This is a genomic window from Paraburkholderia ribeironis (assembly GCF_900019265.1).
In the GTDB taxonomy this organism is placed as follows: Bacteria; Pseudomonadota; Gammaproteobacteria; order Burkholderiales; family Burkholderiaceae; genus Paraburkholderia; species Paraburkholderia ribeironis.
This window is the reverse complement of sequence record NZ_CYGX02000027.1, coordinates 93552-119226: the sequence shown is the minus strand read 5'-3', so window position 1 is coordinate 119226 and position 25675 is coordinate 93552. Positions and strand designations below refer to the sequence as shown.

The following is a 25675-nucleotide window of genomic DNA, read 5'->3' as shown; positions in this document are numbered from 1 at the left end:
CAAAGCGTTCAGGACGCCGCATGTTTCAAAATCTCGCCGCCGACTGACATCACGACGATGAGGTCGACTTCCTCGGCATTCCGAAGCCGCCGAGCAACGCCGCCAACGGCTGCCGGGAACCCGGCTTCTGCGGCGCAGGCGCGGCAGCCGCGTTCTCCTCGACCTTGCGCATGGACGCCGGCGAAGGCTCATACGGCTTCAGGAAGAAGTCATCCACCGGCTGCGCGCGATGATGATGCGGCCGATCGAACGAACCCGACGACGCGCCCGAGCGCCGGCGAGCGCCCCGCTCGTCACGCCCGTCGCTACGCTCACGGCGCGGCGCGCGCTCTTCATGTCGATGCCGCACCGGCGCATCGACGCTCATGCGTTCCACATCCAGCGGACGCTTGATCAGCTTCTCGATATCGGCCAGTTGCTTGCGCTCGTTCGGGCTGCACAGTGACAACGCATCGCCCGATGCGCCCGCGCGGCCGGTACGGCCAATCCGATGCACGTAGTCTTCCGCGTTGAACGGCAGGTCGAAGTTGATCACCGCGGGCAGCTCGACGATGTCGAGACCGCGGGCGGCGACATCGGTCGCCACCAGCGCTTCGATCTCGCCGCGCTTGAACGCGTCGAGCGCCTGCATCCGCTCGTTCTGCGTGCGGTCGCCGTGAATCGCGGTCGCCACCACGCCATCGCGTTCGAGGCTGCGCGCAAGGCGGCTCGCGCCGATCTTGCTGTTGCAGAACACGATCACCTGCTTGAGGCTGCGCTCGCGGATCAGTTGCACGACCGCGCCGGTCTTGTCGCCTTCAGCGACTTCATAGACGATCTGCGTCACGTTGGTCGCGGTCGAATTGCTGCGCGCGACTTCGATGGTCTGCGGGTTGCGCAGATACGTCGCCGCGAGCTTCTTGATTTCGCCCGAGAAGGTGGCCGAGAACAGCAGCGTCTGACGTTCTTTCGGCAGCAGGTTCAGGATGCGCTGCAGATCCGGCAGGAAGCCCATGTCGAGCATCCGGTCGGCTTCATCGAGCACGAGCATCTGCACCTGGCCGAGGTTGGCGGTTTTCTGTTGCACATGATCGAGCAGACGGCCCGGCGTGGCGATCAGGATTTCGACGCCGCGGCGCAGTTGCTCGGACTGCGGATTCATGTCCACGCCGCCGAACACCACGGCGCTGCGCAGCGCCGTGTGCTTCGCATACGACTGCACGTTGGCGGCGACCTGGTCAGCCAGTTCGCGGGTCGGCGTGAGGATCAGCGCGCGCACCGGATGGCGGGCGGGCGAGGCGCTCGTGCTGGCCTGCGGCAGCAGCCGCTGGATGATCGGCAGCGAAAAGCTCGCGGTCTTGCCGGTGCCGGTCTGCGCAGCGCCCATCACGTCACGGCCGGCCAGCACGACGGGAATCGCCTGCGCCTGGATCGGCGTGGGCGTGGTGTAGCCCGATTCCTTGACGGCTTTCAGGATGTCGGGCGCGAGGCCGAATTGATCAAAAGTCGCAGTGCTGGGCATGACGGCTGTGTCGGACATGGTGGCTTTCGCTAAAAATGCGCTTGGCGCGGTGCGCGCGGCAGCGGTCGCAACCGCAGAGAGCATCAGGATGAAGGCGGAGCCACGGCGTTGCGCACAGGACCCGTCGGTACGACTGGAAAAACTGCGGCCGGCTCCGGCCGACGGAAACACCCGCCGGAAAGGGCGGTATTGTAGCACTTCAGCGAAAACACTCATGGCGCGTGCGGCGCCTTTCTGCTTACGGCGGCACAAGGCCGCCGCCGGCCGCGCCGCGTCACCACGTCTCGCGCATCACCATCAAGCGCAACTCGGTCATATCCTCGATCGCGTAGCGCACGCCTTCGCGCCCCAGTCCCGAGTCTTTCACGCCACCATACGGCATGTTGTCGACCCGGAACGACGGCACGTCGTTGATCACCACGCCGCCCACTTCGAGCGCATCCCAAGCGCGATGCGCATGGGCGAGCGAATCGGTGAACACGCCCGCCTGCAGACCGAAGTCGCTGTCGTTGACCGCCTCGAGCGCGGCCTCGAAATCGTCGAAACGCTCAAGGATCGCGACCGGCCCGAACGCTTCCTTGCGGTACAGATCGGTGTCGCGCTGCACGCCTTCGAGCAGCGTGGCCTCGAACATCGCACCGTCGACCTTGCCGCCCGCAACGATTTTCGCGCCCGCCTGCACCGCGCTCTCCATCCAGCCGGCGAGCCGTTTGGATTCCGACTCGGAGATCATCGGCCCGACAAAGGTCTTTTCGTCTTTCGGATCGCCCATCACGAGCGACTTCGTTTTCGCGATCAGCTTCTCGCGCAACGCATCATAGACCTGCGCATGCACCAGAATCCGCTGCACGCCGATGCAACTCTGCCCCGACTGATAGAACGCGCCGAACGCGAGCCGCTCGACCACATAGTCGAGCTTGTCGCCCTGATCGCCGTCGACGATTGCGGCCGCGTTGCCGCCCAGCTCCAGAATCACTTTCTTCTTGCCGGCCTTCCTCTTCAGCTCCCAGCCCACCGCCGGCGAGCCGGTGAACGACAGCAGCTTGAAGCGTTCGTCGGTGGTGAACAGATCGGCGCCGTCGCGATGGGCGGGAAGAATCGAGAACGCGCCTTTCGGCAAATCGGTTTCCGCGAGGATTTCGCCCATGATCAGCGCGCCGACCGGCGTGCGGCTCGCCGGCTTCAGCACGAACGGCACGCCCGCGGCGATGGCGGGCGCAACTTTGTGCGCGGTCAGGTTCAGCGGGAAATTGAACGGCGAGATGAACGAGCATGGCCCGATCGGCACGCGCTTCACATAGGCGTGATAGCCCCTCGCACGCGGCGAAATTTCCAGATTGACGATCTCGCCGTCGATGCGCACGCTCTCTTCGGCGGCCACCTTGAACGTGTCGATCAGGCGCGTGACTTCACCTTTCGAATCGTTGATCGGCTTGCCGGCTTCGATACACAGCGCGAGCGCCAGTTCGTCGTAACGCTCGCGAAAACGCTTCACGCAGTGCTCGAGCACGGCCTGGCGCTTGAACGGCGGGAACTCGCGCAACGCGGGCATGGCGTCGACCGCGTAACCGATCGCCTTGTCGATCGTGGGTGCGTCGGCCATCGCCACGCGGGTCGCCACCGCGCCGCTGAATTTGTCGGTCACTTCGAGATCGGTATTGGCGGCCACCGCTTCGTTCGCGAGGTAGTACGGGTAAGTCTCGTTCAACATGACGCGTTCTCCTTGATCCGATGCCTGACAGTTGCAGCGTGGCATGACAGCGCAACCAGCAAGAGCCATAAACCGGCCAAATCCCGGCCATATCCCGGCCATATCCCGGCCATATCCCGGCCATACCCCGCCGGCGTGTGCGCGTTCATTCCCGAACGCCGCCCGCATACGCTTCAGACGGCGCTCACAGTTGCGCCGACAGCCGCTTGATCTCGCGATTCAGCACGCGCTCGTTGTCCGAATAGTCGATCGGCACGTCGATCACGTGCACGCCGGGTGTCACGAAACATTCACGCAGCAACGGCGCGAACTCCGCCGCCGATTCGATCCGATGCCCCTTCGCGCCGTAGCTCTGAGCGTAGGCGACGAAATCCGGATTGGCGAGCGTCATGCCGTAGTCCGGGAAGTTCATGTTCTCCTGTTTCCAGCGGATCATGCCGAACGCGTCGTCGCGCAAAATCAGGATCACCAAGTCCAGCTTCAGCCGCACCGCCGTTTCCAGCTCCTGCGAATTCATCATGAAGCCGCCGTCGCCGCACACGGCGATCACCTTGCGGTCCGGGTGCACGATCCTGGTGGCGATCGCCGAAGGCAGGCCCGCGCCCATCGACGCCAGCGCGTTGTCGAGCAGCAGCGAATTCGGTTCATGCGCGCGGTAATAGCGGGCGAACCAGATCTTGTACATGCCGTTGTCCAGACACACGATGCCGTCCGCCGGCGTGGTCTCGTAGACGTCGTTGACGATCCGCACCGGGTACATCGGAAAGCGGTCGTCGTGCTGGCCCTTGACCAGATGCGCCTCGAAATGCTCCTTGATCTCCTTGAAGCGGGTGAAGTCCCAATGCTCCTGGCGCGCCTTGAGACGTTCCTTCAACTGCCACACCGCGTTGGCGATATCGCCGACCACTTCGATCTGCGGGAAATACACCGTGTCGACTTCCGCGCCGAGAAAATTGACGTGAATCACCGTCTTCTCGCTCGCGTCGCCGCTGCGCATGAAGAACGGCGGTTTCTCGATCACGTCGTGACCGACATTGATGATGCAGTCCGCATGGTCGATCGCGCGGTGCACGAAGTCGCCGTCGGACAGCGTCGCGTTGCCGAGCCACATCGGATGCGATTCGTCGATCACGCCCTTGCCCATCTGGGTCGTGAAGAACGGAATGCCGATCTGGTCGACGAACTCGCGCAGCATTTTGGTGGTGGTCTTGCGATTGCCGCCCGCGCCGATCATCAGCAACGGATGCCTGGCGCCGGTGATCGCCTCTACTGCGCGCGCCACCGCTTTTTCCTCGGCGACCGGACGGCGGCTGTAGCTCTTCGGAATCGGCTTGCCGTCGCCCTCTTCATGCGCGACGTCCTCGGGCAATTCGAGGTGCGTGGCGCCGGGCCGCTCCTCTTCGGCCTGCCGGACCGCCTCGCGCACCGCCGCCGGAATATTGGCGATCGACACGATTTGCCGCGTGTACTTGGTGAGCGGCTCCATCATCCGCACCACGTCGACGATCTGGAAATGGCCCTGCTTGCTCGATTTGATCGGCTTTTGCCCGGTGACCATCAGCATCGGCATGCCGCCTAGCTGCGCATATGCCGCGGCGGTCACGAAGTTGGTTGCGCCGGGGCCGAGCGTGGCCAGACATACGCCGGTGCGGCCAGTGAGACGCCCATATGTGGCGGCCATGAAGCCGGCCGCCTGCTCGTGCCGCGTGAGGATCAGACGAATTTTCGAGCGGCGCAGCGATTCGAGCAGATCGAGATTTTCTTCACCGGGGATGCCGAACACGTACTCGACACCTTCGGCTTCCAGCGACTTGACGAACAGGTCCGATGCTTTCATTGAGGGTCTCGCTTGATGATACGGACACGGGCCATGAGCCCAACCGTGAGAGTCCGGAAACGGACGAGCAAAGACGACGACGCGCCGCGCGGGCCGCGCGCCGCATGGCATGACGGTATGGCGAGTGCCATGCCGGACAGCTTACTACTCGAACGGAAACGGTGCGCGCACGAAGGCAATGCCACGCGGTTGAGGGGTGCCGAAAAAGCCTCGCGGGCTGGACGTGTCCGATGTCCTTAGGAACGAAGAGCGACGGGACGAACCCGGCGAATGCGGCAAGCGGAGGCACCACAGCACAGGCTGCCGCCGCGAGCCTGGTCCATCGAACCACTGAATTTGCACATTGAATCTGCAAGACAGCTGCGCTATAGGCGAGTGCAATTCATCTGGTTCAGTGGACTAGCGAATGACAGCGATGCAGTCGGACAGTATCGGTGGCGCGTTTTCGCCTTTCGTCGCGTCGTACAGGTTGGCGCGCGGACCCTTGGTCCACCACGTGTAGTTGCCGGCCTGATATTTGACACCGGACGCCGCGATCGTATTGACGAACAGCAGTTGTTTGCCCTTCACCGGCACCAGCGCGAAACTTTGGCCGTTCGCGGCGTTCCAGTAGGTGACCTGGAGGATCTTGCCGGTCGCGCACGTGTATTTGTGCGTCTGGCGATTTTTGGTATCTATCTGCGAGATTTCCAATGGCGCGGCCGATGCACTGCCGCCAGCCGCCGCGAGAAACGTCACAGTGATGGTTGCAACGAGCCATGTCTTCATTGGATGCCTCGATCGTGGTTGCGTATCAGACACGGACAGAGAAACATGGCCGGCTCAGCCGGTATGGCGCTTCATGTTGCGTGACGCGATGCAACCGCTACGTGAAACGGCGCGGCCGCGTGGCACGCTGATCGGCCGATCAGGGATCGATTGCCGCGGCGCACGCATCGGTTGGCGCGGCGGCGACGTGCCCGACCACCGGCACGATCTTCAGACCAGCCGAAGCAACCCGGCACGGCGCGGCCGCGAGGCCGCATCCCGACATCACGGCACACAGCGCGAACAGCACGCCGAGTGCGCCGAGACGGCCAATCATGCCGGGCCGCGTGGTCCGGCGCGCTTCAAGCGCCATACTTACCTCTATTCCGATGAGCTCGACGAGCTTCCATCATTCAGATTGCGCGGGCGGCCAGCCTGGCGAGCACGCGGGTGGTGGGTCGTGGGTCGGCCCGCGGCGGCGAGTCCGGGCGCTCGCCGTTGCCTGCTTCGTCTTTACCCCGGCTTTTACTCGGCTTTTACTCGGCTTTTCCGTGGCCTGTGCCTGGCCTGTGCCTGGCCTGTGCCTGACCTTTTACCTGGCCCGTGCCTGGCCCTTTGCCTTGCCTCTATCTGCCCGACACCGGCCGCACCGCCGCCGCTGCCTGCTTTGCGCGCGAGCGCGCTTCGTCGAGGTTCGCACCGGTAGCCAGCGCCACACCCATGCGGCGCTTGACGAAACTCTCCGGCTTGCCGAACAGGCGCAGATCCGCATTGGGCACCGCCAACGCCGCCGCGACGCCTTCGAACGCAATGCCGGCCTCGTCCCGGCCGCCGTAGATCACCGCCGACGCGCCCGGCGCCCGCAGCGACGTATCCACCGGCAAGCCGAGGATCGCACGCGCATGCAATTCGAATTCCGAGAAGCGTTGCGAGCACAGCGTGACGAGCCCCGTGTCGTGCGGACGTGGGCTCACTTCCGAGAACCACACGTCATCGCCGCGCACGAAAAGCTCCACGCCGAACAGGCCGCGGCCGCCGAGCGCCGCCGTCACCTGGTGTGCCACGTCGCGCGAGCGCTCCAGCGCGAGCGGGCTCATCGGCTGCGGCTGCCACGATTCGACATAGTCGCCCGCCACCTGCAGGTGGCCGATCGGGTCGCAGAAGTACGTGCTGACCGCGCCGCTTGCCGGGTCGATGGCGCGCACCGTCAACTGCGTGATCTCGTATTCGAAGTCGATAAAGCCTTCGACGATCACACGGCCGTGATTCACACGCCCGCCCGCCAGCGCGTACTGCCACGCCGGTTCGGCGTCGGCCTCGCTCCTGAGCACCGACTGCCCCTTGCCCGACGACGACATCACCGGCTTCACCACGCACGGATAGCCGACCTTGGCGATGCCGGCGCGCAGCTCGTCGAGCGAATCGGCGAACGCGTACGGCGAGGTCGGCAAGCCGAGCTCTTCCGCGGCGAGACGGCGGATGCCCTCACGATTCATCGTCAGCTGCGTGGCGCGCGCGGTCGGGATCACTTCGGCGAGAGCGTCGGTTTCGATCGCCGCAAGCGCGTCGGTGGCGATCGCCTCGATCTCGGGGACGATCAGATGCGGGCGCTCCTGTTCGACCAGCGCGCGCAGCGCGGCGCGGTCGGTCATGTCGATCACGTGCGCGCGATGCGCGACCTGGTGGCCCGGTGCGTTCGGATAACGGTCGACGGCGATCACTTCGACGCCCAGACGTTGCAGCGCGATGATCACTTCCTTGCCGAGTTCGCCGGCGCCGAGCAGCATGACGCGCGTAGCTGATTCAGAAAGCGGCGTGCCGATCCGTTGGCCGATCTGCATGAGGTCTCCAGATAAAAGTCGGGGATGAGGGTGGGATTGGTCAGGCCACGATGTTAACATGCGGGCCCTTCGCCGCGCGTTGCTCGCGGCGGCCACATTTCGATCTCCCGGTTCGTGCGCGAGGGGCGTGAAGGGCATGAAGGACGCAAGCGGGGGCAACGGCAGCGCACATGCGTGCCGCCGCGACTCACCGAAGCATCCGCGCGCCGTTGCGCTCGCGTGCGGCAAGCTTAGTGCGTTACCCTTACGCCTTCGCCAGTTTGAAGAGGAACGACGCCATGCTCCAAAGCTCCTCCGCGCGACGTGTTGCGCGTTTCACCCCACGCGCTCGCGCAGCCATCGTCGCGTGGAGCGTCGCCGCGCTGCTGAGCGCCTGTGCGATGCCGAAACATCCGGACGCGCAAGCCGCGCCGCCCGATCCGTTCAACCCCGCCGCCGCGCAGCTGCTCGACGACACCAGTTGGGTGCTGAGCTCGTGGAAACTGGCCGACGGCACCGCGCGTGCGATACCTTCCGCGGACCAGGGCGAGCCGATCACGCTCACCCTTTCCACGCAAACCGGCCAGCGCCACGCCAGCGGCTTTTCCGGCTGCAACCGCTTCATGGGTTCGTACGCGCTGAAGGAGGGCAAGCTGAGCTTCGGGCCGCTGGCCGGCACGCGCATGGCGTGCGCGTCGCCGGGCGGCAAGATCGAAGGCGCGTTTCTCGACGCGCTGACGCGCATCGACCGCACCGGCGTGCAGATGCGCGCACCGCAACAGATGCAACTGCTGCTCGATAACGGCGACACGCTCACCTTCGAGCGCAGCACGAAGTGAGCGGCCCGCGAACCGATCGGCGGGTTGCCGAATCAGCGTGGTGCTGACGCGCGTGGGTGATGTGCCAGGTGATGTGCCGGATGGCGAACCGGCCGGCGCATCGTCGATGCCGGCGCGGCCATGCTCGCAACGATGCGACCGGTCGGCGAGGTCGCACCAGTCGGCTCGCGGTGCGCGGACCGTCACGGCAGCCACTGTCTTTTACTCATCGCGGGCCGCGCGCCGGTCTGCTTTTCCATCTGACGCAAGCATACTTGCGTCAGCCTTCGAAGCCCCGGGCTTCGCCGGTTTAAACTCGACGGATTGCGTTGTCGCGCGTCCATCATTCGTTGATGTCTAGTATGCACACGGTAGTCTTCGGCTGGTTCGGCGGGTCAGCCATCTGGTTCATTCCTCTGTTGTGGCGCCTCGTGAAGTCGGTGCTGCCGGGCGGCGCAGGCTTGCGCGGGCCTGGCACGATCCGCCTTTGGCTGGGCTTCGTCTGCGTCATGGTGGCGAGCTGCACGCTGGAGGCGTCGCTGCCCGGCGTGGTGGGGGTCAATGGTCTGGGCCATGCACTGGCCGCTGGCTTCGGTCATCTGTTCGGCCATATCGGCACGCCACTCGCGGCGCTCGCGCTGCTCGCGATCAGCCTGCCTTGGCTGCTCGACTTCCGCTGGCGCGAGTTCGTCGCGTGGGCGGACGGTGCGTTCGGTCTCGGGCTGTCGCGCGGTTTGGCCAAACGCGACGAGCAAGCGCGCCGCCATCGCAGCGTCGATGACAGCTTGCCGCCGCGCATTGCGTCGACCACCAACACGATGGCGCCCAAAAGCAATGGCCGCTATGCGCGTCCGACGGTTTGGCGGCCGCCGGCGAATGGGCGCGGCGCGGCTGCTGCTGGCGCGGCTGGCGTGGCGGCGGCCAAGGACGCGGCAGCGCACGGCGCGCGCTCGAGCTGGCGCACCGGCGCGGCAACACCGCGCCGCCAGCCGGCGCAGATCGAGCCAGTGCTGCGTACGGGCGCAGCGATACCACCGCGCCAGGCGTCGATGCAAACCCACGGGCTGAATGCGGACCGGTCGGCCTTCACACCGACCGAGCCGGTTGCGCCGGCTGGGTGGTTGCGTGGGACGGCACCGCGCACGGGGACATCGGCGGGGGGCTCTGCGGTAGGATCGCAGGCGAGCTCTGCGGTGGGTTCCGCGGCGGGTTCCGCGGTGGGTTCCGCGGCGGGTTCCGCGGCGGGCTCCGCAGTGGGTTCCGCGGCGGGCTCCGCAGTGGGTTCCGCGGCGGGTTCCGCAGTGGGCTCCGCGGCAAGCACTCGCGCACCGGCTGCAGTGGGTGCTGTGGCTCGCGATGCCGCGTCGCGGGTCGGCCGCCGGTCGGCCGGCGAGCAACGGCCCGCGGGATCGCCGGGTGCCGGCGCGGGTATGGCGGTGACGGCGGCGGGGGTGACCGCTGCTGCCGTGGCACGCGCGAGCCGTGCGCCGACGATGCAGCAACCAGCAGGCGCTGCGGCTCCCGTCAACCAGGTCGCGGCGCCCCGCCCCCTGCCCCCGGCCGCTCCGCTCGGGAACGGCGAGACGCCGTGGTCAGACGCGCGTCGCCCGGCACCAGCCTACACGCGGCCGATGCCGGCCGTGCCGAAAGTCGCGCCGCCCGCCAGCGTCCAGGAAACGCTTCGCAGCATCGCGGAAAACGCCGCGCGCTGGACCGATCTGGCCGGTGTGAGCCTCGCGCGCAGCACCGGCACGGACGGCGCGAAAGTCGCGGCAGCGACGCATGCCGCGCCATCGGTCGGGTTCGAGCAATCTGGCGTCGATGCGCGGCAGGTCGGCGAGGTCGAGGCGGCTGCGTTGGCGGGCGCACATGAGCCATTGCGGGAGGTCGTCGAGAGTCCGTCGGCGGAGTCGTTTGCGCAGCCGGCGGTCGACACTGTGCCGATGGAACCGACGCGGGTCGGCGACGTTGACGTACTCGACGCGCCGCCGGTTGATGCCGGCAGCGAGCCCGTCGTGCAATGGCCGATCGAACCGCCGATCATTCATGCGCCGTTGACGCCTGCGCCTGCGTCGATGGCACCGGCAATGGCAACTCTGGCTGAGGGTGAGGCTGCAGCGATAGCTGTTACGGCCGTACCCGCTGCGGTTGTACCCGCTGCATTTGTGCGTGACGGATCGGTGGATGCAGGTTCTGCACTGGCTGACACTGCATCCGTCGCATCCGCGCCTGCTGAGCCTTCATCGGCTGCCGCTGCGCCGGCACCTGCCGCGTCTGCACCGCATCGCATAGCGCCGATCGCCACTCCCACGACGTTCCAGGTCTTCGCGGCCCAATTGCAATCAACCGACGACCAACCGGACGAGCAAGCGGACGACCAAGCGCACGAGCAAGCGGACGACCAAGCGCACGACCAAGCGGACGAGCAAGAATTCGAGGATAGCCCGGCACAATCGGCGGCCCAGATCGACAGCCTTGCGCACTCGAGCGCCGAGTTCGCGCGACCTGTCCATGAGCCGGTGGAGAAGTCTTCACATGTCAACGCGACGACGCTCGTTGTGCCCGCGAATGCGGCCGCGCCTGCGCACCGCGAAGAAGTCGCGGCGGTCATTGAGCCACCGGTCTTCACCGCTCCGACGCTGCGGCCTACCCCACCAATAGCAGAAGTCGTCATCGACAAGCCGCTCGTGCCTTGGGAAGCCAAACTCGGCGCCGCCGCGACGCCGCAAAGCATCGCGCCGCGAGCATCAGACGCATCAAATGCATCAAATGCATCAAATGCATCAAATGCATCAAATGCATCAAATGCATCGAGCGTATCGGACGCATCGAGCGTATCGGACGTATCAAACGCATCAAACGCATCAAACGCATCAAACGCATCGAACGCATCGAACGTAGCTCACCTCCCGGGTTTCGCGGTTCAGGCCGCGCCGTCGTCACCGGTCGCCCGCGTCGAACAAGGCATCGGCGTCGAAGCACCCGCCAATGCAATCGCCAGTCAGCCCGCCGACGAATACGCCAGCGAGGCGTCCATCGCATCAACAACACTCGTGACACCGGCCACATCGCCCGTGCCGACCTCACCGGCCACACCAGCCCTCCCCGCCAGCGTCGCATCGCCCACCCAGCCCACCCAGCCCGCCGACGAGCCGCTTGCGCAGCCCGCCGTCCAACGTCCTCCGCTGCGCGGCCACGCCCCGGCCAATGGCTTCGAATTCCATGCGCCCGCAGCGTCGATGGTCGAATTGCCGACGCTTGATCTGCTCGCGCGTGCGGACACGGACGTCGAACCGGTCTCCGAGGAAAAGCTCATCGAAACCGGCCTGCTGATCGAGCAGCGTCTGCAGGAATTCAAGGTGCCCGTCACCGTGGTCGGCGCGTCGGCTGGTCCGGTCATCACGCGCTTCGAAGTCGAGCCTGCCCTCGGCGTGCGCGGCAGTCAGATCGTCGGGCTGATGAAGGACCTGTCGCGCGGCCTCGGTCTCACGTCGATCCGCGTAGTTGAAACGATTCCCGGCAAGACCTGCATGGGCCTCGAATTGCCGAACGCCAGGCGGCAGACGATCCGCTTGTCCGAAATCCTCGAAGCGAGCGTCTACCAGAACTCGTCTTCGCAACTGACGCTGGCGATGGGCAAGGACATCACCGGCCACCCGGTGGTCGCCGATCTGGCGAAGGCGCCGCACATGCTGGTCGCGGGCACGACCGGGTCGGGCAAGTCGGTCGCGATCAACGCGATGATCTGCTCACTGCTCTTCAAGGCAACGCCCGAAGAAGTGCGCCTCATCATGATCGACCCGAAGATGCTCGAGCTTTCGGTGTACGAAGGGATTCCGCATCTGCTCGCGCCGGTCGTCACCGACATGAAGCTCGCGGCCAACGCGCTGAACTGGTGTGTCGGCGAAATGGAAAAGCGCTACCGCCTGATGTCGGCGGTCGGCGTGCGCAACCTCGCCGGCTTCAACCAGAAAATCCGCGACACCGAAGCGAAGGGCAAGAAGCTCGGCAACCCGTTCTCGCTGACGCCCGAAGCGCCCGAGCCGCTCGCGCCGCTGCCGCTGATCGTGGTCGTGATCGACGAGCTGGCCGACCTGATGATGGTCGCGGGCAAGAAGATCGAAGAGCTGATCGCGCGGCTCGCGCAGAAGGCGCGCGCCGCGGGCATCCATCTGATCCTCGCGACGCAGCGGCCGTCCGTTGATGTGATCACCGGCCTCATCAAGGCGAACATTCCGACCCGCGTCGCGTTCCAGGTGTCGTCGAAGATCGATTCGCGCACGATCCTCGATCAGATGGGCGCCGAGTCGCTGCTCGGCCAGGGCGACATGCTGTTCCTGCCGCCGGGCACGGGCTACCCGCAGCGGGTGCACGGCGCGTTCGTCGCCGACGAGGAAGTGCATGCGATCGTCGAGTATCTGAAGCAGTTCGGCGAGCCGCAATACGAGGAAGGCATTCTGGACGGCCCGGCCACCGACGGCGGCGCGGCGCAGGACCTGTTCGGCGAAGCGCCGGATGCGGAAGCCGATCCGCTCTACGACGAAGCCGTCGCCTTCGTGGTGCGCACGCGGCGCGCGTCGATCTCGTCGGTGCAGCGGCAGTTGCGCATCGGCTATAACCGCGCGGCGCGCCTCGTCGAGCAGATGGAAACGGCGGGACTCGTGTCGGCGATGAGCATCAACGGCAGCCGCGAAGTGCTCGCGCCAGGGCCGGCGGAATAACGGCCGGCGCAAGCCGTTTTTTGATCCGGCCGGCGCGTGCCACTCACGTGCCGGCTCATCGCTCACGACGGCGACACCAGCTTGAAATCCGCCGGCGAGCCGAGCTCGAACTGTTGCCTCGGCGTCGGATCGAGCAGCCCGCTCTGCTGATCGCGCTTGAACACGTACACGGTATCGCTGTTCTGATTGCCGACGATCAACCAGTTGCCGCTCGGGTCGATCGCGAATTCGCGCGGCGACTTGCCGAGACTCGATTGATGCCCGATCTTCTTCAGCCGCCCATTGGCGGGATCGACCGAGAAAATCACGATCTCGTTCGCGTCGCCGCGATTGGACGCGTACACGAAGCGTCCGTCAGGCGACAGATGGATCGCCGCGGCGGCGACCGCCCCCTTGAAACCAGGCTGCGTCATTGACAGCGTTTGCACCAGCTTGAGCTGGCCGTCGTGGTAGTCGAACGTGCTGACCGTGGCGGCCAGTTCGCTCGTCAGATAGGCATGCTTGCCATCCGCGCCGAAGATCAGATGGCGTGGTCCCGTGCCCGCTTTCTGCTGGCTGTAGCCCGAATCGCCCGAATCGGTCGGCGTGACCGGACCGCGGTTGTCGCCGGGTGTGTAGCGGTACGCGTACAGCTTGTCGGCGCCCAGGTCCTGCGCGAACAGATAGCGGCCGTCCGGCGAGAACACGGTGGAGTGAATGTGCGAGCTGTCCTGGCGCCCCTTCACCGGACCACCGCCCTCGCGATGCACGGTGAGCACCGACGCGCCGAGCTGACCGTCGGCCTGCAGCGGAAACACCGCGAAGCTGCCGCCCGGATCTGGCGCCACCGAATAGTTCGCGCTCAGCAGATGTTTCTCATCGGGCGACAGGCTCAGATAGCAGGGATCATTGCCATCGGCCGAAACCTTGTTGAGGAACGTCAGCTGTCCACGCGCGGCGTCGAAGCGAAACGCGCTGATGCCGCCGCGCTGCGTGGCCGGCCCGTTGTCGCCGGGCAATTCGTTGACGGCGTAGACGAAGCGGCGGTCGCGGCTGACCACGAGGAAAGACGGATTGACCGTCTGCGCGACCGACACGGGAGTCGCCGCGCCGGTCTTCGTGTCGAAGCGATAGACGTACAGTCCCTCGCTCTTGCCGCCGGTGTAGGTGCCGACCAGCATGTTGTAGACGCCGTCTGCGGGGACCGGGCCAGAATCTTGCGCATACGCATGCGCTGCAACAATCGAGACCATGAGCACGAAACCTTTTATTATCGAGCGGGCGGCGCACAGAGGAGCAGGCCGCCCCGCGCGCAATGAAGCGGAATCGGTAGAAGGCGAAGGACAACCCGGAACGGCACGCACGACGGTCCGGCGACAGCGAAGCATATGACCTCCAGCACATCGGTTATTGGGTCGAAGCGGTTGTGATGGAGTCGCTGGTCTGCCGCGCGGTGGGTCGAGCGTTGTTCTTATCGAGGCAAGTATAAAAGCGTTACGTCGGATCATGCAGCCCATGCGGCTGTCGGCACCACGCACGCGTGCTGCAGCCATCGGCCCGCGTCGCGGGGCGTTTTTCCTGTCGCGTCTTACGCGTCTCACACTACGGAGTCTTCATGAACGTCACACTCAGCCTGGGTCCGCTCGTTGCATTGATCGCCGGCATTCTGATTCTCGTGATGCCGCGGCTGTTGAACTACATCGTCGCGCTCTATCTGATCATCATCGGCATCATCGGGATCTTCGGCGTGGGGTCAGCGCACTGAGTGGCGGCGGTCGGCGGCCTGGAGCGGGTGCGCGGCCGGGCGCGGGGCGGCCGGGCTTTGTCCGGCTTCGTCCGGCTACGCCCAGCCAGGTCCAGCATCGTCTCGCATCCACGCCGCCGCGGACGTGACGAAGCGCACCCAGCGGCGGTAGCCGCGCGGGTGGCAGCGAAGCGATGGCTAGCGGGAACGAAGCCGCATGGCGCGCGGCGAGCATGCGGGTGCAGGCTCGCCGCGAGCGTGGCGATCGACGCATCGGTGCAGCCGCTCGCCCTTCGGGGTCGCGGCTGGTGCGGCCTTGGCGCCGCGGGTCAACCGTTCGAGAGTTGGTCGAGCCGCAAACGCCCCTGCAACGACAATGCGCCGACGGCATAATGACCGCCACCTTCATGGTAACGGCGGAAGCAGGCCCGTTCTACCAGAAAGGCCGCGGCAGTCAGCATGCCGTTGCGGCTCAGGCCGAGACGGCCATGATCGAGCGGTAACATGGAATCGCCAGCGAGTTGGCTGGCGGCGGAAAGAATCGTGATGCAATCGGATTTCGACGGGTTCAGCATAGCTTTAGTCCTCGAAAATGGCGTCTGCAAGCACCATGGGGAAGACCGACTGACGATCCGGAAGGCTCCGGGCATCGGTTCGAAGTCTGATTGTAGGCACGGGTTTGACAATTTACCAAGCCACGTTTTGCCTCATTGTGTAGTGAACCAAAGCGTATGTTGCGGCTCCGCTCATCATCATGACATCCGGCGCAGCGGCCCTCGCCGCGCGTCATAACCGACTCGCCTGCCCATGCCTGCACTCATCGAAGACTATGCGCTCATCGGCGACGGCCACACTGCCGCGCTCATCTCCCGTGAAGGTTCGGTCGACTGGCTTTGCTGGCCGCGCTTCGACTCCGGCGCCTGTTTCGCCGCGCTGCTTGGCACGCCCGACAACGGCCGCTGGCAGATCGCCCCGCTCTGCGACACCGCGCCGACCATCACGCGCCGGTATCGCGGCGAAACGCTGATTCTCGAAACCGATTTCGAAACGCCCGAGGGCGCCGTCACGCTGGTCGACTTCATGCCGCCCGGCAACGGCTGGTCGGAGATGGTGCGCATCGTGGTCGGCAAACGCGGCAGCGTGCGCATGAAGATGGAACTGGTGCTGCGCTTCGACTATGGCTTCTCGATTCCCTGGGTCACCCGGCTGAAGCACGACAGCGGTGTCAAGGCGATCGTCGGGCCTGACAACGCCGTGCTGCGCACGCCGGTCGAGTTGCGCGGCGAAGATATGAAGACGGTCGCCGAATTCACCGTCAGCGAAGGCGAGCGGGTGCCGTTTTCGCTCGCCTATGCGCCCTCGCATCTGCGCATTCCGCCCGGCCGCGATCCGCACACTGCCCTCGCGCGCACCGAGACTCACTGGCTCGAATGGTCGGCGCGCGGCACGGTCGAAGGGCGCTGGGCCGAGCCGATCCGCCGCTCGCTGATCACGCTGCGGGCGCTCGCCTTTGAGCCGACCGGCGGCATCGTCGCCGCGCCCACTACGTCTTTACCGGAACAGCTCGGCGGCACGCGCAACTGGGACTACCGCTACTGCTGGCTGCGCGACGCCACCATCACCCTGCTCGCGATGATGCGCGGCGGCTACTACGACGAAGCACGCGCGTGGCGCAGCTGGCTCGGCCGCGTGATGGCCGGCGCGCCGCAGCAGTTGCAGATCATGTACGGACTCGCAGGCGAGCGACGCCTGCCCGAATTCGAAATCGACTGGCTGCCGGGTTATCAAGGCGCGAAGCCGGTGCGCGTCGGCAACAACGCGGTCGACCAGCTCCAGCTCGATGTCTATGGCGAAGTGATGAACGCGCTGCATCTGGCGCGCGTCGGCGGCCTGCACGCTGACGATACCGCGTGGAACGTGCAGTGCGCGCTGCTCGGCCACCTCGGGACGATCTGGCAGGAACCCGACCAGGGCATCTGGGAAACGCGCGGCGGCCGCCAGCATTTCACGTTCTCGAAGGTGATGGCATGGGTCGCGTTCGATCGCGCGATCAAATCAGCGGAGATGTTCAAGCTCGACGGCCCGCTCGACGAATGGCGCGCCACCCGCGCGGAAATTCACGCGCAAGTCTGCGAGAAAGCATGGAATCCCGCGCTCAACGCTTTCTCCCAGTACTACGGCAGCGACCAGCTCGACGCGAGCGTACTGCTGCTGCCGCTGCTCGGCTTTCTGCCGCCGCGCGATCCGCGCGTCAAAAGCACCGTCGACGCGATCGAAAAAGACCTGCTGCGCGACGGCTTCGTGATGCGCTATCGCACCACCGAATACGACGACGGCCTGCCGCCCGGCGAAGGCACGTTTCTCGCATGTTCGTTCTGGATGGTGGACAACCTCGCGCTGCAAGGCCGCATGGAGGAAGCCATCGCGATGTACGAACGGTTGCTCGCGTTGTGCAACGACGTCGGGCTGCTCGCCGAAGAATACGACCCGACTGAAAAGCGCCTCGTGGGCAACTTCCCGCAGGCGTTTTCGCACGTGGCGCTGGTCCATACCGGTCTGAATTTGATGAAGCACGAACAGGAAATGGCGCAGGCGACCGGTCACCCACCGCATAACGGCACCGGGTCGGCGCAGCTTCAGGGTAATGCAACTCCTGATAGCGGCGCGGCAACATCGCCGTTAGCATGAGTCCGTGACAGTTCAGGCGCGATTTGCGTCAAAATTGTTGCATTGCACAAACGTAGTTTGTTCGATATGATCGATTTGTCTGTCGGCCAACAATCAATGTGCCTACAACCAAAATGGCCCGCCGCAACGCCTTACGCGTGTTTGCGAAGCCTTATGCGAACCGCTTAATACGGAGCACCCATGCTCTATCAACTGCACGAATTCCAGCGGGCGATGCTGAGCCCACTTACCGCCTGGGCCCAGGCCGCGTCCAAATCGTTCGCGAATCCCGCCAGTCCATTCGCCTATGTGCCGGGCGCGACGCGTCTGTCGGCCGGTTACGAGCTGCTGTACCGGCTCGGCAAGGATTACGAAAAGCCCGAGTTCAACCTGCATCAGATTGTCAAAGATGGTCATAACATTCCGATCATCGAACAGATCATTATCGAGAAGCCGTTTTGCCGTCTGATGCGCTTCAAGCGTTTCGCCGACGACAGCGATGCTGTTACCCAATTGAAAGACGAACCGGTCGTGCTGGTGTGCGCACCGTTGTCGGGACACCACGCCACGCTGCTGCGCGACACCGTGCGCACACTGTTGCAGGACCACAAGGTTTACCTGACCGACTGGATCGACGCTCGCATGGTGCCGCTCGAAGCGGGCAACTTCCAACTGGACGACTACGTTGCTTATATCCAGGAATTCATCCGTCACATCGGCGCGAAGAATCTGCATGTGATCTCGGTGTGCCAGCCTACGGTGCCGGTGCTCGCCGCGATTTCGCTGCTCGCGAGCCGCGGTGAAGACACGCCGCGCACGATGACGATGATGGGTGGCCCGATCGACGCACGCAAGAGCCCGACCTCGGTCAACTCGCTCGCCACGCAGCACTCCTACGAGTGGTTCGACAACAACGTGATCTTCACGGTACCGCCGAACTATCCGGGCGTGGGCCGCAAGGTTTATCCGGGCTTTCTGCAGCACACCGGTTTTGTCGCGATGAACCCTGAGCGCCACGCGGCCTCGCACTGGGACTTCTACCAGAGCCTGCTGCGCGGCGACGAAGACGACGCGGAAGCGCATCGCCGCTTCTACGACGAATACAACGCGGTGCTGGACATGGACGCGGGCTACTATCTCGACACGATCCGCGTGGTGTTCCAGGAGTTCCGTCTTGCCGAAGGCACGTGGGACGTCGACGGCGAGCGGGTCAGGCCGCAGGACATCACGAAGACTGCGCTCTTCACGATCGAAGGCGAGCTGGACGACATCTCCGGCGACGGTCAGACGTATGCCGCGCACGAGTTGTGCACCGGCATTCCGGACAAGGACAAGCGCCACTTCACCGCGGAAAAATGCGGCCACTACGGTATTTTCTCGGGACGCCGCTGGCGCACCATCATCTATCCGCAGTTGCGCGACTTCATCCTCGAGCACAACAAGGCGCCGAAGGTCGCGAAGGAAAAAGCCGAAGTCTGAGCAACGCCTGTGCAACGGTTGGCAACAACGGCCTCTTCGGAGGCCGTTGTCTTTGGTAGCGGCCTCCGAAGAGGCCGCGGTCTTTGGTGGCGGTCTTTCTGGAGGCCGTTGTCTTTGATGGCGCAACTCGAGCACGCCAGTTCTGGCGGCGCCTCTGAAGCGCGCCGCCTGCCTACTTGCGCAACAGATATGCGAGCAGCAACTCGGTGTTCATCTGGATGAGTTCACTACGTTCGCTGGCGCTACTGAAATCACGGCCGAGCGTTGCTTCGAGGGTGTAACGATTCGACACGATGTAGTAGCCCATACCCGACAGCGTCACGTAGAAACGCAGCGGGTCGACGTTGGCGCGAAACAAGCCCGCACGTTGGCCGCGTTCGAGAATGCCGCCGAGCGTGGCGACAATCGGCGAGATCATTTCGCGGATACGCGTCGACTTCTGCATGTAGCGCGCTTCATGCAGATTCTCGTTGTTGACGAGACGCAATAGCTCGGGATGATCGCGGTAGTAGTCCCAAACAAAATGCGCGAGACGCGTAACCGCCTCGACCGGCGCAACGCCATTCAGTTCGAGCGTGCGCTCCGCTTCATTGAGCACACTGAACGCATGTTCCAGTACCGCCGTGAAAAGCTGCTCCTTGCTACCGAAGTAGTAATAGAGCATGCGTTCATTTGTTTCCGCGCGGCGGGCGATCTGGTCGACGCGCGCGCCGAATAGCCCACCATTTGCAAACTCTTCAGCCGCCGCGAGCAGAATGCGGCGCCTCGTGCCTTCAGGATCTCTTTTGATTTTCGGCTGATTCATGGTGGCATCGTCTTCGTGAGCCGCGTTATCCGGATCGCGCCGCCGGCCTCTCCTCGGGCCTTGCACCGACAGCGTTGAACGGGCGCGCCATGGTTGGGGGACACCCTTTTCTGCGGTCTTTCGAAAAAGCGCTTCGATTATGGCACATGGATTACGAATGGCAATCGGGGAAATCGGCGATAATGTGCTATTTAGTTCAGGTTTTGCGGACGCAAGGCAAGCCCCCACGTCGTCATCGTGATAGCCATTAAAACACTCGCGGATCGCATCGAAGATCTGCTGCCCCAGACACAATGCACGAAATGCGGTTATCCGGCGTGCCGTCCTTATGCCGAGGCCGTCGCAAACGGTGAGGCCAATTACAACCAGTGTCCTCCAGGCGGCGCCGAAGGCATCGCGCGGCTCGCCGCGCTGCTCGGCAAGCCGGTGATTCCGCTCAATTCCGCCAATGGCGTCGAACGGCCACGTCCGGTGGCGGTTATTGACGAGCAGGTTTGCATCGGCTGCACGTTGTGCATGCAGGCGTGTCCGGTCGACGCGATAGTTGGCGCACCGAAACAGATGCACACCGTGCTCACCGAACTGTGCACCGGCTGTGACCTGTGCGTGCCGCCGTGCCCGGTCGATTGCATCGCGATGCCGCCGGTCACGGGCGACGCCACCGGCTGGGACGCATGGAGCCAAAGCCAGGCCGACGCCGCGCGCACGCGCCATGACCGGCGCGAAGCGCGTCTGACGCGCGAACGCGAAGCCGCCGAAGCACGTGCTGCGGCGCGACGAGCGGGCGGTGGCGCCCCCGCCGCGCCGACCGAGGCGATTCGCTCCACGCAGGACAGGGCGGCCACGGCTTCGGGCACCGCACCCGCCACGGACGACGCCGAAGCGAAGAAACCGGACGACGCCGAGGCGAAGAAACGCGCGATCATCCAGGCCGCGCTCGAACGCGCTCGCAAAAAGAAGGAAGAGCTGGCCGCCAAAGGCCAGGGGCCGTTGAACACCGAACACGTCAGCGCTGATGTGCAGGCGCAGATCGACGCCGCCGAAGCACGCCGCCGCCGTCTCGGACTCACCGACGACGACACCGACACGCCGTCCAATCCGCGCTAACCGCACCCGCACGCTCCGCATGAACGCGAACAAACGCCGCGCCATCTACGAAACGCTTCAGAGTCTGAACCCGCATCCGACCACCGAGCTCGAGTACACGTCGCCGTTCGAATTGCTGATTGCCGTGCTGTTGTCGGCGCAGGCCACGGACGTCTCGGTCAACAAGGCGATGCGCAAGATGTTTCCGGTCGCGAACACGCCGCAGCAGGTGTTCGACCTCGGCGAAGCGGGCGTGGCGAGCTACATCAAGACGATCGGCCTCTACCGCAACAAGGCGAAGAACGTCATTGCGACCTGCCGCATTCTGCTCGACCAGTATGGCGGCGAGGTGCCCGAGGACCGCGAAGCGCTCGAGAGCCTGCCGGGCGTCGGCCGCAAAACCGCCAACGTGATCCTGAACACGGCGTTCGGTCATCCGACCATCGCGGTGGACACGCACATCTTTCGGGTTGCCAATCGCACCGGACTCGCGCCTGGCAAGGACGTCCGCGAGGTCGAAGCGGCGCTGGAGAAATTCACGCCCGCCGAGTTCAAACATGATGCTCACCACTGGCTGATCCTGCACGGCCGTTACGTCTGCAAGGCGCGCCGGCCCGAGTGCTGGCACTGCGTGATCGAGCCGCTTTGCGAGTTCCGGCCGAAGACGCCGCCGCCCGATCTCTAAGCCCGGCGCGCCGCCAGCAGGCCGCGCTGCCCCGGCGTAAAATGCAGGCCTGCGCGCGCCGCCGCGCAGGCCCTACTCAAACGCACCGGTCCCACGATGTTCAACCCCAGCCGCGACGAAGTACGCCTCTTTTTCACCGACACCTGGCGCAAGCAGCGTCAAGGCGAGATTCTGACGCCGCTGGAGGCGATGGCCGCCGACTGGATCATCGAGCACCCCGAATACCACGCCGACCTGACCGATAGCGAGGCAGCACAGGCGCAGGACTACTCGCCCGAGCGCGGGCAGACCAATCCGTTCCTGCATCTGTCGATGCATCTGGCGATCTCCGAACAGTTGTCGATCGACCAGCCGCCCGGCATTCGCGCCGCGCACGAGCGGCTCGCCGCCCGCCTCGGCTCGACCCACGACGCGCAGCACGCGATCATGGACTGCCTTGGCGAAACCATCTGGGAAGCGCAGCGCACCGGCACGCCACCTGACACGGACGCCTATTTGCAACGGATCGAGCGACGCGCGACGCGCGACTGAGAGCTGGCTTGGCAAGGCCGGCGCACGCGCGCAACACTGAACGTGATGCCGGGCGTGCTGCCCGGCAGCAGGCTGCTGGCTCGCGGCTTGCAAAACAAAACACCCCGCCAAAGCGGGGTGTCGTTTGAACTGCGAGCGGCGCGTATCACGCAACGCGCTAGCCGTGCTTACTTCTTCTGCACCAGATCGCCGCTCAGCGATTCGACATAAGCGGCGAGGTCTTTCATGTCGGCTTGCGACAGGCTTTGCACCTGCGCCTGCATGATCGCGTTGTTGCGACCGAGGTGTGGGTTGCCGGTGCCCATCTGATATTGGCGCAGCGCCCAGTAGATGTAGTCGGCGTGCTGGCCTGCGAGCTTCGGATACTCCGGACTCACCGGCTTGTTCAGGTTGACGCCGTGGCAAGCCGCGCAATTGTGGCTTTCGGCCAGCACCTTGCCGTTGCCGGCGTCGGCGGCATGCGCGACGTTCGCTGCAGCCAGACCGATCACTGCCGCCGCCGCGCATGCAGCCTTGAACACCGTGTGGAGTGCCTGTTGGGGCTTAATCATGAATTCTCCTAACCCGCGAATATAAATAGCCGGGCGACCGGCGCCGATCACTTGTCGGGATTGCTTTTCGAAGAGGGATTTTGCGCTGCGTAGTAGGCAGCGATGTCGGCGATGTCCTGATCCGACAGCGAGGTGGCGATGGCGTGCATCGTGTCGAAATGGCGGTCGCCCTTCTTGTAGCCATGCAACGCATTTTCGAGATACGCCTGATTCTGGCCGCCGAGCATCGGCACGCGGTAGACCTCAGGATATGCCGTGCGGTATTCAGGGATGCCGTGGCAGCCAATACACATCGCGACCTTGTCCTGGCCCGCCTTCGCGTTGCCGACGACATCCGCTGCCTGCGCACTGGCCGTATAGCCCGCGAGCACCGACAGCGCTGCGATCACGACATGTTTGCCGACGAATTTGTTCATAGCATGTAACCTGGCTTGAGGGGAAACGGGCGCCCAAAAAGGCAACGGCCCGCGCCGTTCTTCTTGTAGGGTAGCCACGCAGGCCAAAAAAATCGGACCAATTGTACCGCGACGCCGCGCCGAACGTCCACCGCGTGGGGCCAGCGGCGTAGCGGCTCGCTGCGCGGCCAAGGCCGGCGCCGGTTTGGTCCTTGCGCGGTGCGCCAGGCGACGCGGGCGCCGGCGCGTAACGGCCCGCCTGATCCGCCCCGCCCGGCAAACCCGGCGTGCGCCCACCGCATGCACGCCACGCATGGGCCGGCCACCCGCCACCGGACGGGCCACCGGACCAACCACCGTGCCTGCCACCGCCGCCGCTCCGCACGGCCCCTTCGGGCGGCACTGTGGCTGACACCTTACTGGAGCCGGTTTCAGGCCAACAGGGCTTCTGACTTATACTGGTTTTTTTTCGCAAAAGAGCACCTGACCATGCGTTTCGAAGGCTCATCGCAGTACGTCGCCACCGACGACCTCAAGCTCGCGGTCAACGCCGCGATGACGCTAAAGCGCCCGTTGCTGATCAAGGGCGAACCGGGCACGGGCAAGACCATGCTCGCCGAAGAGGTCGCCGCCGCGCTCGGCATGCCGCTTCTGCAGTGGCATATCAAGTCCACCACCAAGGCCCAGCAGGGTCTGTACGAATACGATGCGGTGTCGCGCCTGCGCGATTCGCAACTCGGCGACGAGCGCGTCAAGGAGATCCGCAACTACATCGTCAAGGGTGTGCTGTGGCAGGCGTTCGAGTCGGACCAGCAAACGGTGCTGCTGATCGACGAAATCGACAAGGCCGACATCGAATTCCCGAACGACCTGCTGCGCGAACTCGACCGCATGGAGTTCTACGTGTACGAGACGCACGAGCTGATCCGCGCGAAACAGCGCCCGCTCGTGATCATCACGTCGAACAACGAGAAGGAACTGCCCGACGCGTTCCTGCGTCGCTGCTTTTTCCACTACATCAAGTTCCCCGACCCCGCCACCATGCAGGAGATCGTCGAGGTCCACTATCCTCGCATCAAGAAAGACCTGCTCGCCGCGGCCATGCAGAGTTTTTTCGAGCTGCGCAACGTCGCGGGATTGAAGAAGAAACCGTCCACGTCGGAGCTGCTCGACTGGCTCAAGCTGCTGCTCGCCGAAGACATTCCGCCAGAGGCGCTGCGCTCGCCCGACCAGAAGCAGATCATTCCGCCGCTGCACGGCGCGCTGCTGAAAAACGAGCAGGACGTCGGCCTGTTCGAGCGGTTGATTTTTATGAACCGAAACAACCGGTGATGGACCGCTGACCCAGCATGCTGATCGACTTCTTCTACTCGCTGCGCGCCGCCAAGCTGCCGGTGTCGGTAAAGGAATACCTGACGCTGCTCGAAGCGCTCAAAGCCAACGTGATCGCGCCGTCGCTCGACGAGTTCTACTACCTCGCGCGCATCACGCTGATCAAGGACGAGCAGTATTTCGACAAGTTCGACCAGGCGTTCGGCGCGTACTTCAACGGCGCCGCGCAAGCGTCGGAACTGGCGTTCGACGTCCCGCTCGACTGGCTGAAAAAGAAGCTGCAGCGCGAGCTGTCGCCGGAAGAAAAAGCCCAGATCGAAGCGCTGGGCGGCCTCGACAAACTGATGGAGCGGCTCAAGGAACTGTTCGACGAACAGAAAGAGCGCCACGAGGGCGGCAGCAAATGGATCGGCACGGGCGGCACGTCGCCGTTCGGCAACGGCGGCTATAACCCCGAAGGCGTACGCATCGGCGGTGACGCGGCGGGCAACCGCACCGCCGTCAAGGTGTGGGATGCACGCGCCTATCGCGACTACGACGACCAGGTGGAAATCGGCACGCGCAACATCAAGGTCGCGCTGCGCCGCCTGCGCCGCTTCGCCCGCGAAGGCGCCGCCGAAGAACTCGATCTGCCCGACACGATCCGCAGCACCGCAGCGAACGCCGGCTGGCTCGACCTGAAGATGGTGCCCGAGCGGCACAACAAGGTGAAGGTGCTGATGCTGCTCGACGTCGGCGGCTCGATGGACGATCACATCAAGCGCACCGAGGAGCTGTTCTCCGCCGCGAAGGCCGAGTTCAAGCATCTCGAGTTCTACTACTTCCACAACTGCGTGTACGACTTTCTGTGGAAGAACAATCGCCGCCGCCATGCCGAGCGCACGCCGACGTGGGACGTCCTGCACAAGTTCACGCCCGACTACAAGCTGATCTTCGTCGGCGACGCGACCATGAGCCCTTACGAAGTGCTGCAGCCGGGCGGCTCGGTGGAATACAACAACGCTGAAGCGGGCGCGGTGTGGCTGCGCCGTCTCGCGGACCACTTCCCGCACTACGCGTGGCTCAATCCCGAACCGGAAGGCTTGTGGGCGTACCGGCAATCGGTCAGCGCGATTCGCGAAGTGCTTGGCCATCGGATGTATCCGCTCACGCTCGCTGGGCTGGAGAGCGCGATGCGCATGCTGAGCAAATAGCGCCGCTACGTCCGTCACGCCACCATCACGCCACCGCTACACTGCCGTTACGCTTCACCTTCAACGATAAAAA

At 64.7% G+C, this 25675-nt stretch carries 21 protein-coding genes and 1 pseudogene; 11 read left to right on the top strand and 11 right to left on the bottom strand.

The window, feature by feature from the left end; all coding sequences use genetic code 11:
- Window positions 1–49: 49 nt before the first annotated feature.
- The 6 genes from BN2475_RS13475 to purT form a co-directional block, all read right to left on the bottom strand.
- Window positions 50–1519, bottom strand: a complete 1470-nt coding sequence (locus BN2475_RS13475) for a DEAD/DEAH box helicase (RefSeq protein WP_094780117.1) — start codon at window positions 1517–1519, stop codon at window positions 50–52.
- Window positions 1520–1775: 256 nt separating this feature from the next.
- Window positions 1776–3212 carry an aldehyde dehydrogenase family protein gene (locus tag BN2475_RS13470; RefSeq protein WP_094780012.1) on the bottom strand — a complete coding sequence of 479 codons (1437 nt, stop codon included), beginning with the start codon at window positions 3210–3212 and terminating at the stop codon, window positions 1776–1778.
- Window positions 3213–3396: 184 nt separating this feature from the next.
- Entirely contained in the window at window positions 3397–5049 is a 1653-nt protein-coding gene (locus tag BN2475_RS13465; RefSeq protein WP_094780011.1) for an acetolactate synthase large subunit, read from the bottom strand.
- Window positions 5050–5448: 399 nt separating this feature from the next.
- On the bottom strand, window positions 5449–5817 hold the full coding sequence (locus BN2475_RS13460) for an MliC family protein (RefSeq protein ID WP_094780010.1): 369 nt from the start codon (window positions 5815–5817) through the stop codon (window positions 5449–5451).
- A 139-nt stretch (window positions 5818–5956) separates the two neighbouring features.
- On the bottom strand, window positions 5957–6169 hold the full coding sequence (locus BN2475_RS13455; protein WP_094780009.1) for a DUF6726 family protein: 213 nt from the start codon (window positions 6167–6169) through the stop codon (window positions 5957–5959).
- A gap of 253 nt (window positions 6170–6422) precedes the next feature.
- A complete protein-coding gene (purT, locus tag BN2475_RS13450) occupies window positions 6423–7637 on the bottom strand; it encodes a formate-dependent phosphoribosylglycinamide formyltransferase (protein ID WP_094780008.1) in 1215 nt (404 codons plus the stop codon).
- A gap of 278 nt (window positions 7638–7915) precedes the next feature.
- Between purT and BN2475_RS13445 the strand changes: the two genes are divergently transcribed.
- From BN2475_RS13445 to BN2475_RS36525, 3 genes and pseudogenes are all read left to right on the top strand, one after another.
- On the top strand, window positions 7916–8455 hold the full coding sequence (locus tag BN2475_RS13445) for an META domain-containing protein (RefSeq protein ID WP_094780007.1): 540 nt from the start codon (window positions 7916–7918) through the stop codon (window positions 8453–8455).
- A 341-nt stretch (window positions 8456–8796) separates the two neighbouring features.
- Window positions 8797–12892 (top strand): annotated as a pseudogene (locus BN2475_RS13440) (DNA translocase FtsK); the annotation flags it as partial.
- Window positions 12889–13155, top strand: a complete 267-nt coding sequence (locus BN2475_RS36525; RefSeq protein ID WP_425435530.1) for a DNA translocase FtsK — start codon at window positions 12889–12891, stop codon at window positions 13153–13155. The pseudogene BN2475_RS13440 and the gene BN2475_RS36525, both read left to right, overlap by 4 nt.
- 62 nt (window positions 13156–13217) lie before the next feature.
- On the opposite strand, the gene BN2475_RS13435 is transcribed toward BN2475_RS36525, so the two are convergent.
- Window positions 13218–14522, bottom strand: coding sequence for a lactonase family protein (locus BN2475_RS13435; protein WP_174641944.1), 1305 nt, complete (start codon window positions 14520–14522; stop codon window positions 13218–13220).
- Between the two features lie 227 nt (window positions 14523–14749).
- Between BN2475_RS13435 and BN2475_RS13430 the strand changes: the two genes are divergently transcribed.
- The gene (locus tag BN2475_RS13430; RefSeq protein WP_094780004.1) at window positions 14750–14899 is read left to right on the top strand and encodes a DUF3096 domain-containing protein; all 150 of its coding nucleotides are present in this window, start codon (window positions 14750–14752) and stop codon (window positions 14897–14899) included.
- Window positions 14900–15207: 308 nt separating this feature from the next.
- Here the strand turns inward: BN2475_RS13430 and BN2475_RS13425 are convergent, their stop codons facing one another.
- Window positions 15208–15453, bottom strand: a complete 246-nt coding sequence (locus BN2475_RS13425; protein WP_094780003.1) for a hypothetical protein — start codon at window positions 15451–15453, stop codon at window positions 15208–15210.
- Between the two features lie 232 nt (window positions 15454–15685).
- On the opposite strand from BN2475_RS13425, the gene BN2475_RS13420 reads away from it, so the two are divergent.
- Window positions 15686–17566, top strand: a complete 1881-nt coding sequence (locus BN2475_RS13420; RefSeq protein WP_094780002.1) for a glycoside hydrolase family 15 protein — start codon at window positions 15686–15688, stop codon at window positions 17564–17566.
- Between the two features lie 180 nt (window positions 17567–17746).
- Window positions 17747–19024 carry a polyhydroxyalkanoate depolymerase gene (locus BN2475_RS13415; protein ID WP_094780001.1) on the top strand — a complete coding sequence of 426 codons (1278 nt, stop codon included), beginning with the start codon at window positions 17747–17749 and terminating at the stop codon, window positions 19022–19024.
- A 172-nt stretch (window positions 19025–19196) separates the two neighbouring features.
- On the opposite strand, the gene BN2475_RS13410 is transcribed toward BN2475_RS13415, so the two are convergent.
- Entirely contained in the window at window positions 19197–19829 is a 633-nt protein-coding gene (locus BN2475_RS13410; protein WP_094780000.1) for a TetR/AcrR family transcriptional regulator, read from the bottom strand.
- A 237-nt stretch (window positions 19830–20066) separates the two neighbouring features.
- On the opposite strand from BN2475_RS13410, the gene rsxB reads away from it, so the two are divergent.
- From rsxB to BN2475_RS13395, 3 genes are all read left to right on the top strand, one after another.
- Window positions 20067–20936 carry an electron transport complex subunit RsxB gene (rsxB, locus tag BN2475_RS13405; protein WP_094779999.1) on the top strand — a complete coding sequence of 290 codons (870 nt, stop codon included), beginning with the start codon at window positions 20067–20069 and terminating at the stop codon, window positions 20934–20936.
- 19 nt (window positions 20937–20955) lie between these two features.
- Window positions 20956–21600 carry an endonuclease III gene (gene nth / locus BN2475_RS13400; RefSeq protein WP_094779998.1) on the top strand — a complete coding sequence of 215 codons (645 nt, stop codon included), beginning with the start codon at window positions 20956–20958 and terminating at the stop codon, window positions 21598–21600.
- Window positions 21601–21696: 96 nt separating this feature from the next.
- Complete coding sequence (locus tag BN2475_RS13395; RefSeq protein WP_094779997.1) at window positions 21697–22131, top strand: DUF1841 family protein; 435 nt, start codon at window positions 21697–21699, stop codon at window positions 22129–22131.
- A 167-nt stretch (window positions 22132–22298) separates the two neighbouring features.
- On the opposite strand, the gene BN2475_RS13390 is transcribed toward BN2475_RS13395, so the two are convergent.
- Both BN2475_RS13390 and BN2475_RS13385 read right to left on the bottom strand, forming a co-directional pair.
- Window positions 22299–22682: a c-type cytochrome gene (locus BN2475_RS13390; protein WP_094779996.1), complete on the bottom strand. Its 384-nt coding sequence runs from the start codon at window positions 22680–22682 to the stop codon at window positions 22299–22301.
- Window positions 22683–22729: 47 nt separating this feature from the next.
- A complete protein-coding gene (locus BN2475_RS13385) occupies window positions 22730–23098 on the bottom strand; it encodes a c-type cytochrome (protein WP_094779995.1) in 369 nt (122 codons plus the stop codon).
- 468 nt (window positions 23099–23566) lie between these two features.
- Between BN2475_RS13385 and BN2475_RS13380 the strand changes: the two genes are divergently transcribed.
- Both BN2475_RS13380 and BN2475_RS13375 read left to right on the top strand, forming a co-directional pair.
- On the top strand, window positions 23567–24409 hold the full coding sequence (locus tag BN2475_RS13380) for an AAA family ATPase (RefSeq protein ID WP_094779994.1): 843 nt from the start codon (window positions 23567–23569) through the stop codon (window positions 24407–24409).
- 17 nt (window positions 24410–24426) lie between these two features.
- Window positions 24427–25602: a vWA domain-containing protein gene (locus BN2475_RS13375; protein WP_094779993.1), complete on the top strand. Its 1176-nt coding sequence runs from the start codon at window positions 24427–24429 to the stop codon at window positions 25600–25602.
- The last annotated feature ends 73 nt before the right edge of the window (window positions 25603–25675 follow it).